The organism is Arthrobacter sp. NPDC056886, from assembly GCF_042788715.1.
Taxonomy (GTDB): domain Bacteria; phylum Actinomycetota; class Actinomycetes; order Actinomycetales; family Micrococcaceae; genus Arthrobacter.
Window position 1 is genome coordinate 140,147 of the sequence record NZ_JBHUBT010000011.1, and the last position, 13,586, is coordinate 153,732.

Annotated in this window: 12 protein-coding genes and 1 pseudogene; 8 read left to right on the plus strand and 5 right to left on the minus strand. The window is 61.7% G+C overall.

Annotated elements, in window-relative coordinates:
- Positions 1-633 precede the first annotated feature (633 nt).
- Positions 634-753 (plus strand): annotated as a pseudogene (locus ACFRJ8_RS18945) (AAA family ATPase); the annotation flags it as partial.
- Positions 754-1,241: 488 nt separating this feature from the next.
- Positions 1,242-1,655, plus strand: a complete 414-nt coding sequence (locus ACFRJ8_RS18950; RefSeq protein WP_377987863.1) for a hypothetical protein — start codon at positions 1,242-1,244, stop codon at positions 1,653-1,655.
- A 543-nt stretch (positions 1,656-2,198) separates the two neighbouring features.
- On the opposite strand, the gene ACFRJ8_RS18955 is transcribed toward ACFRJ8_RS18950, so the two are convergent.
- Positions 2,199-2,564 carry a ClpX C4-type zinc finger protein gene (locus tag ACFRJ8_RS18955; protein ID WP_377987865.1) on the minus strand — a complete coding sequence of 122 codons (366 nt, stop codon included), beginning with the start codon at positions 2,562-2,564 and terminating at the stop codon, positions 2,199-2,201.
- A gap of 158 nt (positions 2,565-2,722) precedes the next feature.
- Between ACFRJ8_RS18955 and ACFRJ8_RS18960 the strand changes: the two genes are divergently transcribed.
- Positions 2,723-3,988 (plus strand): MFS transporter, encoded by a 1,266-nt coding sequence (locus ACFRJ8_RS18960; RefSeq protein ID WP_377987866.1) that lies wholly within the window; start codon positions 2,723-2,725, stop codon positions 3,986-3,988.
- Positions 3,989-4,154: 166 nt separating this feature from the next.
- On the opposite strand, the gene ACFRJ8_RS18965 is transcribed toward ACFRJ8_RS18960, so the two are convergent.
- From ACFRJ8_RS18965 to ACFRJ8_RS18975, 3 genes are read right to left on the minus strand one after another with little or no spacing between them, the layout of a single operon-like run.
- Complete coding sequence (locus tag ACFRJ8_RS18965; RefSeq protein ID WP_377987868.1) at positions 4,155-6,389, minus strand: FtsX-like permease family protein; 2,235 nt, start codon at positions 6,387-6,389, stop codon at positions 4,155-4,157.
- Entirely contained in the window at positions 6,386-7,099 is a 714-nt protein-coding gene (locus ACFRJ8_RS18970) for an ABC transporter ATP-binding protein (RefSeq protein WP_377987870.1), read from the minus strand. Before ACFRJ8_RS18970 ends, ACFRJ8_RS18965 begins: the two co-directional genes overlap by 4 nt.
- Complete coding sequence (locus tag ACFRJ8_RS18975) at positions 7,096-7,623, minus strand: PadR family transcriptional regulator (RefSeq protein WP_377987872.1); 528 nt, start codon at positions 7,621-7,623, stop codon at positions 7,096-7,098. The genes ACFRJ8_RS18970 and ACFRJ8_RS18975 overlap by 4 nt, the downstream gene beginning before the upstream one ends.
- Before the next feature lie 737 nt (positions 7,624-8,360).
- Here ACFRJ8_RS18975 and ACFRJ8_RS18980 point away from each other — a divergent pair.
- Both ACFRJ8_RS18980 and ACFRJ8_RS18985 read left to right on the plus strand, forming a co-directional pair.
- Positions 8,361-10,061: an ATP-dependent endonuclease gene (locus tag ACFRJ8_RS18980; protein WP_377987874.1), complete on the plus strand. Its 1,701-nt coding sequence runs from the start codon at positions 8,361-8,363 to the stop codon at positions 10,059-10,061.
- Positions 10,054-11,427, plus strand: a complete 1,374-nt coding sequence (locus tag ACFRJ8_RS18985) for a UvrD-helicase domain-containing protein (protein WP_377987876.1) — start codon at positions 10,054-10,056, stop codon at positions 11,425-11,427. The genes ACFRJ8_RS18980 and ACFRJ8_RS18985 overlap by 8 nt, the downstream gene beginning before the upstream one ends.
- A 133-nt stretch (positions 11,428-11,560) precedes the next feature.
- Here the strand turns inward: ACFRJ8_RS18985 and ACFRJ8_RS18990 are convergent, their stop codons facing one another.
- Positions 11,561-11,917, minus strand: coding sequence for a helix-turn-helix domain-containing protein (locus tag ACFRJ8_RS18990; RefSeq protein WP_377987878.1), 357 nt, complete (start codon positions 11,915-11,917; stop codon positions 11,561-11,563).
- An 86-nt stretch (positions 11,918-12,003) separates the two neighbouring features.
- On the opposite strand from ACFRJ8_RS18990, the gene ACFRJ8_RS18995 reads away from it, so the two are divergent.
- Genes ACFRJ8_RS18995 through ACFRJ8_RS19005 form a run of 3 tightly spaced genes read left to right on the plus strand, consistent with a single transcriptional unit; the run spans position 12,004 to position 13,352 of the window.
- Complete coding sequence (locus ACFRJ8_RS18995; RefSeq protein WP_377987880.1) at positions 12,004-12,183, plus strand: hypothetical protein; 180 nt, start codon at positions 12,004-12,006, stop codon at positions 12,181-12,183.
- A gap of 54 nt (positions 12,184-12,237) precedes the next feature.
- Positions 12,238-12,537: a hypothetical protein gene (locus ACFRJ8_RS19000; RefSeq protein WP_377987927.1), complete on the plus strand. Its 300-nt coding sequence runs from the start codon at positions 12,238-12,240 to the stop codon at positions 12,535-12,537.
- The gene (locus ACFRJ8_RS19005; protein WP_377987882.1) at positions 12,444-13,352 is read left to right on the plus strand and encodes a metallophosphoesterase; all 909 of its coding nucleotides are present in this window, start codon (positions 12,444-12,446) and stop codon (positions 13,350-13,352) included. The genes ACFRJ8_RS19000 and ACFRJ8_RS19005 overlap by 94 nt, the downstream gene beginning before the upstream one ends.
- Positions 13,353-13,586 lie beyond the last annotated feature (234 nt).

Here is a 13,586-nt window from a genome sequence, read left to right on the forward strand (position 1 = left end):
CGGTCTGTGGTTTTCCTGTGTTTATTGTTACCCACCCCTCACCTACACCGGCTACAAACATTATTTTTTCCGCGATCCGCCCTAAGCTCCTGCCGCCTCGAGGTCCGGTAACTTTGGGGGGTGACCGCACGTCTCTTGATTTGCTTTAGCTCCACGGCAACCGCCAGTCTGAACTGTCCTTTAACCGCCATTCTCGGCTAACAGTCACACCACATCAGTCAAAACTCGTCAGCCGGCAGTTTTGCGGCACCCGGATTTCGATAACGGTCGTTTTTGACCGTTTCGAATGGGGCGCCTTCACCGGGCAGATTTGCGGGAGGGTCTTACGGGAATCCACAGGCCCGGAGTCCAGCGCTCCTGGAAGACTGAAGTGTGGAGCCCTGCTGCCGTCGCCCGAGGACCGGCTTACGGGACCTCAGGCGGACCACCCACTTGCGGGACGATTTTGCATAGTTTGGGGCGGAAAATCTTGCGCTGAATGTCGCGAATCATGTCTAGCCCGCGGCCCTTCCTTTTTGAGGAAGGGCCCGGCGGGCTACTGCGAGTCAGTCGAGTGACCCGTTCAGCCAGCGGATGGCACGGAGCACTCCCCCGCGAGACCACGTATGAGGACGGATGCCAAGACGACCACACTTCACCGACCCGCCCCGCTGCGCCGCGATCGTGGACAGGCTGACCTTCAATGGCGCCATCATTGAAACCGGCACCAATTCATATCGTCACGCCCACACCCGAACACAGAAATCAGCCTAATTACAGACTCCTGGCCGAAGGATCGCTTCAGATGCCGCCGCAGCTTCAGGAATAGCCCTCCCGGATCCAGAGCCATTCCCAAGCGGACGTAGGTCGAGATTTCCAGGGACTGAGAGAACAACAGGAGTTGTCGCAATGACGAGCTTCTTGGAAGGTCCTCTGGGTCATGCTGGGAGACAACACTCTCTACCAACGCCGCACCCCCTGTGAGGTTAGCCGCGTCAACGAAGGACAACAATGTCATATCCCTAACAGCGGTGCTGTGACGGCCGATGGTAACAAGCATGATGGTTTCTGGCTTAGCCGCCGCTGGTATCGAATCCATGGCCCGGCGCCAGACGGCTTCCCATGGTTCTGTGCCGACCGCGGGCACACCTTCCCAAGATACAGGCGCCACCTTCTGGGCCGGCTGGGGAAGTGGTGACACAACCCGCGCATTCTTATCAGCAGGAACACGTCTCTCAATCGCTTCGACCGGTGCAGGCGCCTTGAACAAGGCCGCCGTTGCCCTTGGGCAGGCGAAAGTACCCATGACCTCGGACGGATTCCCCAACTTCGACGCCATCGTCGCCGCCGGCGGAACCGTGAAAGGCGCTATTCCTCCGGACGGCTCGCCGATGGTTCAGAACGTGAACCAGCACGGCAACGTCACTCAATACGCCGCCATCGTAGACCTCGGCGACGGCAGTCCGCCGTTCCTACTCAAAGGTGGGGATGCAATCGCAGCCACTGCCACCTCAGCCAAAAACCGCCAGGACCTGCTGTCCATCCTGCATAACTTGCTAGCAGAGCTGCCCACAAACCTCGAACAGGCCCGGGCCTGGAGCGACTCCAACCACTGGCCGACCTACGATAGGGCGACTCTGACTGGCCCCGCAGCGAGACTAGACGCGACGGCCTAAGGCCGTCGGAGTCGTTCTGTAGGTTGGCACCGCAGTAGAGCCTCATACCGTCCGCGTGACGGCCGGTCGTGCATGCTCAGCACGATGAGCACCGGCGGAGCGCCATTTAATCGGGTACCGTTCGGGCCGTCCTAGTGGGCTCCGGTCTGACTGACACATTCAGCGTTGCCCCGCTCTGCGGCTAATCCGCACCCAATGCTGGACGCGGTAAGGCACCCCCAGCCTGCATCATCCGCAATCTCCACGGGGAGTCCGCTAAGGATCCCCTTCAGCTGACCTGCAACAGGTTCCTCTTACGGCAGGCTCACGGGCGTGCAAGCGACTTCAGCCGTTCCGGAGAATCCAATGCAGAGGAATTCTGAAGCGGACAACGTTGCAGCGCCGAGGAGTGTGCCCAATGCGGACGTTTTGATCGGTGTCTGGCGGGCGCATCATCGAAATCGTCTCTTACCGCCTCGCTCACGGTCGCACCCGGGCATGCCCTGGCCGGTAGTTGTGAGCCTTGGCGGGCTTGCAGGCCGACGCCTCCGCTGGGTCAGGCGATCATAGATGTGCCTTGAATCTCTCCCACGCCGATTGACGAGTGATGCCCAGAGCCGCACCTATTTGGGCCCAGGCGATTTTGCGTTCGCGGGCGACGCGGACCCAGACGCGAAGCTGCTCTTCGACTTTGAGGCTTACCTGGGAAATTTCGGGCAGGTGCTGCAGGATTTCCTTGTCTGACATTTGGTTCCAGATGGGCCCCATCGACTTGGGCTGCCCCTCGATGCTGGTGTCGCCGAGGATCTGGGCTGCGGAGGTCACGCACGTTTCGCATATGGCGACTCCCGGCCCGGCTATGAGGCGCCGGCTGGAAGGCGGCGTCGATCCGCAAAAGGCACAGAAATCGCGCTGGCAGTCATTAGGCAACGAGAGGTTCTCCAGACAAAACGAGTTGCTTTCCAGAAATGTCAGGACACACCTGACTATAGTCAGGCATGACCTTACGTATCGTGGCTTTCATCAAGACTACGGGTAACCGTCGAGCCGTTGAGAAAGACCATCGTCGGCGGCCAGCCAGATTCCTTATGCCTGCGGCTTTCCGCAAGTTGTTCACGGCCAGCATTGGGGACGGCATCGGCGACGACGTGCTCCGCTCGATGTTGCCGGTTATCGCCGTGGCCGTTCTCGGCGCCGGGGCGTTCCAGACCAGTGTCCTGAACGCCCTGGGCATGGCGGCATTCCTGCTGCTCGGAGTACCCGCCGGCGTTCTCGTGGACCGGTGGTCGAAGAAATCCACGTTGGTTATAGTCAATGTCTTCCGTGCCGCCGCGGTCTTCTCGGTACCGATCTCGTATTTCCTTGGAACGCTCAGCATCTGGCACCTCTTTGTCGTCGCGGCCGTGGTCAGCGTGGCTGACGTCGTTTTCACGACGGCACAGTCCGCCGTGATGCCGACGCTGCTGAAAGGCAGCGAGCTGGGTGACGGCTACGCAAAAGTGCAGTCCGTGCAGAGCGGCCTGGCCATCGCCACGCCAGGAGTCGTGGGTCTGATTGTCAAAATAGTGTCCGCTCCGGCCATGCTTTTCATTGCCGGCGCAGCCTACTTATTCTCAGCGGTCATGACCGGCAGACTCCCACAAGATCGGCCCTCCCGAGCAGAAACGCCGGACAAGTTCTGGTCCGAAGCACGCGACGGCCTCGGCTACACATTGAGCCATCCCTTGATTCGCTCCTTGATGATCTCCGTTGCGCTGGTCAATGCCGCAAGCATGTTCGGCGCCGCCGCCAAAGTCATCTTCGCCCTGCAAATCCTGAACATCCCCATGGATCAATACGTAATCCTGGGCGCACTGTCAGCAGCAGGCGGGCTGGTCGCTTCCATGACAGCGACCCGCATCACGCGACGCCTCGGCGTCGGCAGAACCAAGATCGCCGCGAGCCTGGCCAGCGCCGGATGCGTCATCCTGCTCCCCGCAGCGCCTCTCCTGGGGCTGGCACCCGTCGCGTGGATCGGTATCTCAGGATTTGGCTGGTCCTTCTTCGTCATCCTGTCCGGCCTGGCGGGGGCCGGCATCATTCCCCGGCTCGTTCCACACCACCTGATGGGACGAGTCATGTCCACCTACCGGCTCTTCACCCTAGGGATCATGCCTGTGGCCAGTATCGGCGGCGGAGTCCTGGCACTGGCAACCGGCGTCATTCCCGTGCTCTGGGTATGGGCACTGATTGCCGCCGCCTCCGCCATCCCCATCCTTCTATCACCGATCCGGTCCTGGACGGAATTTCCCGAGCCACTCGACGTCCACTCACGAGACATCCCTGAATCTGCAGACCCCGTTGGGGCGCCGTAGTCACTTATCGCTGCGAATCACAGCCCTAAGCGCGCCGATTTCGACCAAAACAGGTCAAAACTCATCAACGTCAGATTTTCGACCATGTGATATTCGATAAGGGTCGTTTTTGACCACCTTCACGGGTGCAGGTGGTGCTACTTTTCCTAGGCCTTCCGCTACGGATTTATTCGAAGCGTGTAGCCGTCATTGCGGTATTGCCCCGGATGAGACCGAATGTCGCGGTGACCGCTCCGAGGGCCAGGAGCAGGCTGAGGCCCAAGGCAATGAAGTAATCGGGTGCGGGCCAGGTCACCCGATAGGTGTCGTCAATAAAGGTCACCATCAGCCAGGCCACGAGGAATCCGAGTCCGACCGAGAGCAGCAACACGGTGAGAAGCGGGACGGCTGCTTCACGGGTGATGATGCGGCGCAGGACGGAGACCGGCATCCCCATTAGCCGCATCAGACCCAGCACTCTCTTCCGGTCCAGAACGGCGGAAGCGGTGGCGACGGCCAGGGACAGGCCGGCGATTGCGATCGCGACGAACATTCCGAGATAGGCGAGCACGGCCAGGCCCTGAATCAGGCGGCCGGTGGACTGCAGTTTGAGGTCCGACGGAGCTGTAGCCGGAACGGCCGTAATGCCTGAACCGTTCAAGGCTGTCCGGGCACGGTCCATGGCGGCGGGCGTGCCGTCGGTGCCGAGCACAATCACGACCGGGACCAGTCTGTCCAGGTTGGTTTCGGGCACCGGGGTTAGTGCCCGTGGCTGCGTCGTCGAGTATTGGAGGAACGAGGCATCAACCGTGACGATCCCGGTCGCCGGGATGTCCTCGAATCCGAGGCCGGGAGCGTCCGCGGCGTGAAAATAGATTTCGGGGCCGGCATTCCTCTCGGAGAGCGCTGCCGGGCCGAAGCCGACGGCGGCGCTGCGGATTCCGGGCAGTTCTCTGGCCTGGCGGGCGGCCTCCGCGGCCTGGGCCTGGGTGTGTCCGGCGCCCACGGTGGCGTGGAGGCTGGTGGGCTGCAGCAGGCCGGGCCGGGCCGGGTATACCTCCGTCGACTCGACGATGCTGGATCCTCCGGCGAAGACGGAGACGACGAACACGGCGATCACCAGCCCTGATACGGATCGGAAGGTCGCCACCGGGTTTTTTTGAATCCGGCTGGCGGCAATGACTCCCGCCGCGCTCCGTGCCTGGCGCAACCCGATCCGGCTCACAAGCCGGGTCAGCCAGGGGCCGATGACCACGATGCCGACGAGGATCAGCAGAAAGCCGAGGATCAGGAGCGGTGATTCCAGCCACGGCAGCCGCACCTCCATCACCCGGATCATCAATACAGCCGTGATCATGGCGGCAAGTCCGGCCAGCAAGGGAACGCTCCTCCACATGGTGGGCGTCTTTTCGTGCACGGACCTCGTCACGCCCAGGGGGCCAATTCCTGCACGGGCCGTGCGATGCCCGCCCACGAGAGCCGAGGCCGCGACGACCAGGGCGACGATAGCTGTGGCCGCGGCCCAGCCGATGGTCAGATCCGAGGCGAACATCCTGGTTCCGTTGACCGGTATCTGCGCGGCGGCAGGCCTCAGCAGGATCGCCAGCCCGACGCCCAGCACTGCGCCGATCAGGCTCGGGACGGCGGTTTCGGCGGCGGCGATCCGGGAGACAGCCTGTGGCGATGCTCCAATGAGGCGCAGCGTCGCGAAGCGTTCCCGGCGCTGTGCAGCCCCCAGGTTAGTGACAATGCTGATCAGCAGCAGTACGGGGAAGAACACCGCGATGGCCCCGATGGACAGCACCGTGTTGTAGGCGGCCGCGCTGCCACCATAAGGATTGGCGGTGAAGTCTGACACCAGGAAGGCCCTGCCGCTCTGGCGGAGTTCGGCTTCCGTTGCGCCTGTGACGACGATCAGGGAATCCGGTCCGGGCAACGCACCATCGTCGATAGTTCCGGCAAACGTTCCGAAACGGTCGCCAAGTTCGTCCCGTGGCGTTGACGCGATGAGACGCTGCAGCGCCGGGGACGCGTAGTAGTGGCCCGGCGCCGGAGGGGTTCCGATCCCGGGGACCTTGACGGTGGTGGAGGCCAGGGCGGCGACGTCGCGGCGGTTGATGAGCTGGTCGCGGAATACCTCCACCGGGTTGGCCTCCATCAGCACCGCGTCTGCGGTCAGCGGCACCGGGATTGCCGGTCCCGCCGTGGCCAGGTCATCCACCGCCACCGGGCTGGTCACCGATGGGTTGCCGGTTTCGCGCAGCCAGGCGCCGCGGTCATCACGGGCGCTCAGTCCGTTAGCGCCGCCCCACAGCAACAGCAACAGGCAAACTCCGGCAGCGACCCCTCCGGCGATTCCGGCGAGCCTGCCGTAGGCGGTCCGGCTGCCGACGACTGCCAGTTTGAGCAACCCGGGGTTCACGCGGAGACCCGGTAGCCGGCGCCGATTGCGCCGTCGCGCACGATGACTTCCCGGTCCGCGTACGCGGCGGTGCGCGCGTCGTGGGTGATCATCACAACGGTGGTGCCTTCTTCGCGAACCAGCTCGAGCATGAGAGTCAGCACGTTCTCTGAGGCGAGGGAATCCAGCGAACCCGTGGGCTCATCGGCGAACAATACGGCAGGGGAAGTCACCAGCGCCCGGGCGACGGCGACCCGCTGGGCCTGTCCTCCGGACAGTTCACCGGGCAGCTTGGCGCCCAGTCCGTCCAGGCCAAGGCGTTCCAGCAACACCGCGGACCGGCGCAGCGCTTCGGGGCGCCTGGTCCCTGCCAGCAGCAGCGGGATGCTGACGTTGTCCGCCGCCGTGAGTTCAGGCAGCAGCTGGCCGAACTGAAAGACGAATCCGAAATCGGTCAGTCGCAGCCGGGCCCGTTCGGGCTCCCCGAGGGCACTGGTCTCTTGTGTGGGCCGCCCGGCGGGACGGTAGATCACCGAACCGCCGTCGGGGACAAGAACACCGGCCAAGCAGTGCAGCAGCGTGGACTTGCCCGATCCGGACGGGCCCATGACGGCGAGCACTTCCCCTTCTTGGACGTCGAGGTCGATGCCCCGCAAGGCCTCAGTTTGCCCGAAGGAGTGGTGCAGGCCGCGGGCGCTGAGGATGGGTGCAGTGATGTCTTGGGTGCTCATGCGCTCTGGAGCTCCTTCTTGAGTTGGGTCAGGCGGGCGCTGGTGAGGTCGATCCAGCGCAGGTCGGCTTCGATGTGGAACAGGCCGTGGTCGCACATCAGGACCCGCAGCAGGTCCGCGTCCTCCTTCAGGCGGGTCAGCTCCCGCATGCGGGCCATGTGTTCGCTGCGCTGCACATCGAGCAGCCGGTCGGCGTCGTCGTCGAGCAGCAGGGCGATCACGGTCTTGGCAAAGATCTCGCTTTGCAGGGACTCCGAGGGGACATCTGGGGTGAAGAGCCACTCGCGCACCTTGTCCTGGCCGGCCACAGTGATCTCGTATTTCTTGCGGTCCGGACCGCCGCCGGACTCTTCGCCCAGGGCCTGGATCAGCTCATCGCGGACCATGCGGGCCAGAGTGGAATACACCTGCCCAAAAGCCAGGGCCTTTCCGGCACCGAAGTAGCGATCATAAGAGTGCTTGAGGTCGTAGCCGTAGCTCGGCTCGCGGCTTAGGAGGCCCAGCAGGGTGAGAGAGTTGTTCACGAATCAATCTATACACTGAGTGAATAGTGTGGCGCCAGCCTTGCATCTAATGGACGGGGCCGTGTCGCGGCCTGACACCAGGAGAAGGAAGGGCTACAAAGTCCGGCGGGAACACGCGTGACGGCGTTGATTAGATGCGAGTGCAGACGACTTCTGAAAATGACAGCGCCAAAAATGCGGCGATCTCGAGCAAAACAGGTCAAAGCTCATCAACGTCACGTTTTCGACCATGTGATTCGATAAGGGTCCTTCTTGACGGGGCGTCTGTTCCGGCGCGCCGGCGGGATGAGACCGCCGCGGCACACGCTTCCGATGCATCTAGGGGGGAACCATGGGGGAAACAACCAGCGAGCGAATTTCCGATCGGATACCGGGCAGCCGCAGGAGGAATGTTCTCTGGGCGGCTCGCGGGAGCGATCCTGATCCCCGGTTGGGGCGCCTACGCCTGCACGCATTATCGATCGCCAATGTCGAGGGCTGGTCCGGAATCGCTTGCGATGGCGAATACCGGTCGGCGTCCCGAAAGCTCCTCAACCAGGGAACACTGCCCCGGGGGTCGCCGACACCCTAGGGGTCTCAGTGCCCACCCTCTACCGATGGGTCTCGGCAGCAGCCGCGACCGAGACACCAAAGTGCGAAACTCAATGGCGGAAAACATGAATCGATCCTTTGCCCCTTAGATTGAACAGAGCAAAGCGGTGGGCACTCAGGCCCCGATTGAAAAAGGGGCAGAAGGCGTGCAAATACACGACGTTCTAATCGAGAACTTCCGGGGGATCAAGCAAATGGAATGGCGGCCGGGCTCAGGAGTCACGGCCTTGGTCGGACCCGGCGACTCAGGCAAAACGACCATTTTGGATGCTCTTGGTCTCCTCTTCTCGCCCCGGTGGAGCCATACATTCACGGACAACGACTTCCATAGTCCTTCTGCTGCAAATGCTGGTCTCCTTATCCAGGCAACCGTAATTGACCCCCCGGCCGAGCTCCTCGGTCTGGACGCTTTCATGAACTACGTTCGGGGCGTGAATCCAACTACTGGCGTCATCGTAGACGAGCCAGACACTGAAACACCCGCCCTGACGATCGAGCTTCGGGTTGACCGCTACCTCGAACCGACTTGGCAAGTAGTCGCTGATCGACAGAGCATACCTGGCGTCCTGCGCGCGTCACACAGAGCAGCGTTCGGGGTGATGAGGGTGGGTAGCGACGACGTCACTGATCTCCGCTGGTCGCGGAACTCCGCCCTCCTTCGGATGACAGGGGCAGAGGATCAGCGCCCGACTGGTCAAACGCTAATTGAAGCATCAAGGGCGGCGAAGAACGCGACGGTCAACGCATTCCATGAACTCACTGGTATCGCAGACAAAGTTAAGGTTCAGGCTCGCCTGTTGCGCGGTATACGAGCTGAGGCGAATCTTTCTGCGGCCCTCAACGCAGATTCGTTCCAGCTTGGAGAAGGCGCGGTTTCTCTCCACAGCGGGGAGGTCCCAATGGAACGTCACGGGCTCGGATCACGACGGCTCACCGGTATCGCCGTGCAGATGGCAAACTCCGAAGATGCGCGGGTCTTACTCGTTGACGAAGTGGAGTCCGGATTGGAACCGTTCCGGATACGGCACCTTCTTCGCGCGCTCGAACTCCGCACTTCCGATAAATCCCCTCTTACGCAGGTCTTCGTGACCACACATTCACCCGTCGTCCTTCGTGAGCTGAAGCATTCGAACTTGGCTGTCGTTCGAAACGAGCCTCACAGGACCCAGGCAGTCGTCCCGGGCTCAGCCTTTCAAGGCGCCCTCCGGAAGAATGCCGAGGCATTCCTCGCGCCCTTCGTCCTGATCTGTGAAGGTGCGACTGAAGCCGGATTTGCTCGAGGTGTTTACGCTCACGCTGAGGGAGACAATCTGCGACTCATCACAGCAGTGGCCACGGCAGACGCCGGTGGGGAGGGAAACTTGGTCCCGTATGCCGCTGCATTCGCCGATCTCGGCTACCGCACGGCGGTCTTCTGTGACAACGATACGAACACCGATCTGTCGGCTTTGCCCCCATCCACGACTCTGATCAGGTGCGACGAGTCAAAATGCACGGAACAGCAGATCATAGAGTCCCTCTCAGTCGACGGGCTGCGTCGGGTTCTGGAGCACGGGATGGCGAACTCCTCGCACCAGGCTGTCACTGCTGCCGTGGCTGCCAGAGGGTGCCCAGCATCTGTCTCCGGGAGAATTCTGAGAGGGGAAGCCGTTTCGGATGCTCAGTTGGATGATCTCCGAAGCGCCCTAGGGTCCCTCGCGAAGAAGGAAGGGGCCACTTGGTTCAAGTCCACAAGCGGCGGTGAACTATTCGCAGAAATCGCGCTGGCCGATAGCCAAGCCATCAGGGCTGACTCAACTGCTGCTCGAATTGTCCGGGAGCTTCTGGCTTGGGGGGCAAGTGTCTGAATCAGTCGATCTCGCCACCCTCGGAACAGGTGCCGTGGTTGCTCCGGCTGGCCACGGCAAGACCTATTCCATCGCTCGTACCATCGAGAACCACCCGGAGCTCCGCATCCTGGTTCTCACACACACGAACGCCGGGATCGCAGCGCTGAGACGCCGTGTCGCGCCCCACGGCCGTAATCGTCCGCGCATAGAAACGATCTCTTCATTCAGTCTAAGGCTGGTACGCGCCTTTCCCGGACGAGCAGAATGGGAAGAGGGAGATAAGCCCGATCTCGCGAGCCTCCCATCAGCCGGTCTACGGGCGCTCAAGAGCAGGACCGTTCTCGATGTAGTGGCCATGGGGTTTGATCTCCTGATTGTCGATGAGTTTCAAGACTGCAGTGTCGAACAGGCGCAAACCGTAGAAGCCCTAGCGGCTGTCATCCCAACCGTCGTTCTCGGGGATCCATTGCAGGCAATATTTGACTTCGGCACCACCTCCTCCGCGTCGTGGGACGGTTCCACCGAAGTCCTCCCGCTCCTGGCTACTTTGACAACACCCCACAGGTGGAAGAATACGAATCCAGGTCTGGGCGAATGGCTCGCACTGGCCCGCACGGACCTGTTGGCTGGGCGGAGGCCCACGGTAGCCAGCCCTCATCCACTGGAAATCGTGTCGGTGGGGCGCGATGCTTCGCAAGGTGGTCTTTCCGCGCTGATACCCCGGGCAGGGACTACCGCGATCATCTCCCCCGATCATGCGAACATCAACGCCCTGCCCCGAATAGCGCGTTCGTACAAAGGGCGGGTTCGTGTGGCGGAGAAGACGGATCTTTCGGAGGCCCGGGCTATCGCGCGGACCCTGGATAGCTCGTCCGACCGATCTGCGGTCCTTGTCGCACTAATCGGGTTCGCGGCGCAAACAAGGACAGGGGTCTCAACAGCCGTGGTACAGACTCTCAAGCGGAATTTAGAGACTAAAGGGGTAGTTAGCCGTTCAAGACAGCCCGTCGTTCTCGCAGCTGAACGGTACCTTTCCAGCGGAAGCGCGGCTGCCGCGCTCGACTACTTCCGCCGCCTCATCGGCGGCCACGAGGGATACACGTACAGACCCCAGCTCCAAAAGCTCTTTATTCACGCACTATCCATGAAGCAGGGAAGCCCCGAATCGTCGCTAGAAGAATGTGCTGCCCAGTTGATCGAGCAACTTAACCACCGCTCATCTTGGGAACCGTATGGGACGGTCGTAGGCACCACGCTCCGACTCAAGGGCCTGGAGTTCGACAATGTCATCGTTCTCAACCCACGGACAATCACGGCCTGCAATCACCTCTACGTTGCGTTGAGCCGGCCAACCAAACGGTTGATCTTAGCGACTACGGACTGATCCACTTCAACGACGTCAAGTTCCCCCGCCTACCCCAAAGCCGCCACGAAAGTCATCCGATCATCGCCTGCAGCCAAACGGATGCGAGGACGACGCCTTTAGATCCGAGACGATGACCGGCGTGCCGTTGAGCTTACTCCGGGCCAGGTTCGGCGGATAGTCTGCTCCTCGTACTGCTTTTGACGCGCCCACGGCGGTAAGGCTCAGTTGAAGGGGCACTGGAGGGGCCCACGAAGAAGTCCGTGACGTCCACGCCCAGGACGTCAGCGATGTCCCAGAGCCGTTCGTAGGCGACGCTCTTTTTTCCCCACTCGATGCCGATAATCATGACCCGGCTCAGCCCCGCCTCGAGTCCCAACGCCTCCTGAGTGAGTTCTTGCCCTAGTCGAAGCTCGCGGATCCTTGACCCGACCTGCTTGCGGCGTTCCTGCCATTGCTGCAGCCGGGCCGGAGGAGTTTGCGAACGTCTAGTGGGCACACCCAATGCCACTAATATGAAACGTGTTTGTCTGTATCACTAGTGATACATAGCGACAGATGAGATAGAGATCACTAAAGCAAGCGAAAGGACTTCCAATGGGAGTTTCAGTCATACTCGATCTGACCGAGGACGTATCCGTGCCAGCACTCCGGCACTTCCTCAGCTACGTCCCCCAAGGCTTCGACCCCAGCTCCGATCTACGTATGCAGATCCAGGACGCAGTGGTACCACAATTTCTTGAAATCCTGCTTCCCATCCCGCCGGAGCAGGGCTAGCGGCCAGCCCCCGAAACCAATATGGATTCGAACCCACAGTCGCTAAGCGACGAAATGACTGGAAGCTATGCGGTGCGGACCGAGTCCGGAACTTTGTACGCCATCCACTTGGACCCGCCCCGATCGGTAATGCGGCTAGCCCAAGACCGGAACCCAACCCGGCGCTATGAAGACCTGCCCGCCGCGGAGCTCCGCCGCGACGGCGAAGCGATTAAGCTCCTCAAGATCATCGAGCTGGAAGTAGGTCGACGCGGTCTGATGTGGCTGGACGTCCGCCTCGATGGGTTTCCCACACTGCGTGGCACGACCCAGGTACTTTCCATCGCCCGCCTCCAGGCGAACGGTGCATCTTGAATTCGACTAGACCAGGAGAACGGCCCGACATCGAGAGCTCAAGAAACGCCGGCGCCCCCTTTGTCGTCGCCGGTGACTGGCACGGCGATCAGGGGTGGGCCATCGCCGCTATTCAATCCGCTGCCCGCGCTGGCGCCGGGACCATTCTTCATGTGGGCGATTTCGGATTGGACTGGCCGGGTGCCAAACGAGGCCGCTACGAGGCCAAACTTAACAAGTATCTGCTTGATCTCGGTCTCACCCTGATTGTGTCAGGTGGCAATCACGACAACTGGGACACCCTGGAAGAACTCCCCGTGGAGGCGGATGGCATGGCAACCTTCCGATCCAACATCCGGGTGCTGCCCCGAGGCGGGCGCACGAAGGTTGAGGCCCTAGTCGTCGGGGCCCTGGGTGGGGCCTTCAGCGTGGACTACCAGCACCGACGGGAGGGCAAAGATTGGTGGCGTCACGAGGAACCAACGCCGGAGGATGCACAAAAGCTGATCGCTGGCGGTCCGGTGGACGTTCTTATCACGCACGATGCCCCTGCCGGCGTTCCGCTGAAAGGCGATTTCGAACTTACTCCTGAGATTCGATCACGGGCTGAACAAACCCGGGTCCTCCTCCGCGAAGTGGTCGACACTTTGGCCCCCTCACACGTTTTCTGCGGGCATTGGCATCAGCGGCGCATCCACGAGCTGGCGCACCCGGACGGACGCAATACTCGTATCGATGTGCTCAACAAGGAGAATTCCCGCGAGGGCAATGCGGTCCTCGTTTGGCCCAGTGAGGCGCCCCTGCGTATCGAGCCTCTCTCCATACGAGGCAGCTAACAATTTTGGGAAGCCCCAAGAGCTGCCCTCTTCGGCGCGTCCTCATCCGGAGCCGAATGGTGCACGGGCGTCTAAGCACGCCGTTCATCGAGGATGATCGGGCGCAACGCCACCCCCGGACACATACAATGCATAGCAAGTACGTGCGTGATCGATGAACGCTGCACGGCATGGGGATGCTGCGTTTGCCGCAATATGCTTCGCGCGCCCACTGCCAGCAGCAAAGGAAAGTGG

Bases quoted from the DNA above. Each gene is read 5' to 3' on its own strand.
- ACFRJ8_RS18970 (WP_377987870.1), bottom strand. From the start codon at position 7,099: ATGAGCACCCAAGACATCACTGCACCCATCCTCAGCGCCCGCGGCCTG.
- ACFRJ8_RS18995 (WP_377987880.1), top strand. From the start codon at position 12,004: ATGGGAGTTTCAGTCATACTCGATCTGACCGAGGACGTATCCGTGCCA.
- ACFRJ8_RS18960 (WP_377987866.1), top strand. From the start codon at position 2,723: ATGCCTGCGGCTTTCCGCAAGTTGTTCACGGCCAGCATTGGGGACGGC.
- ACFRJ8_RS19000 (WP_377987927.1), top strand. From the start codon at position 12,238: ATGACTGGAAGCTATGCGGTGCGGACCGAGTCCGGAACTTTGTACGCC.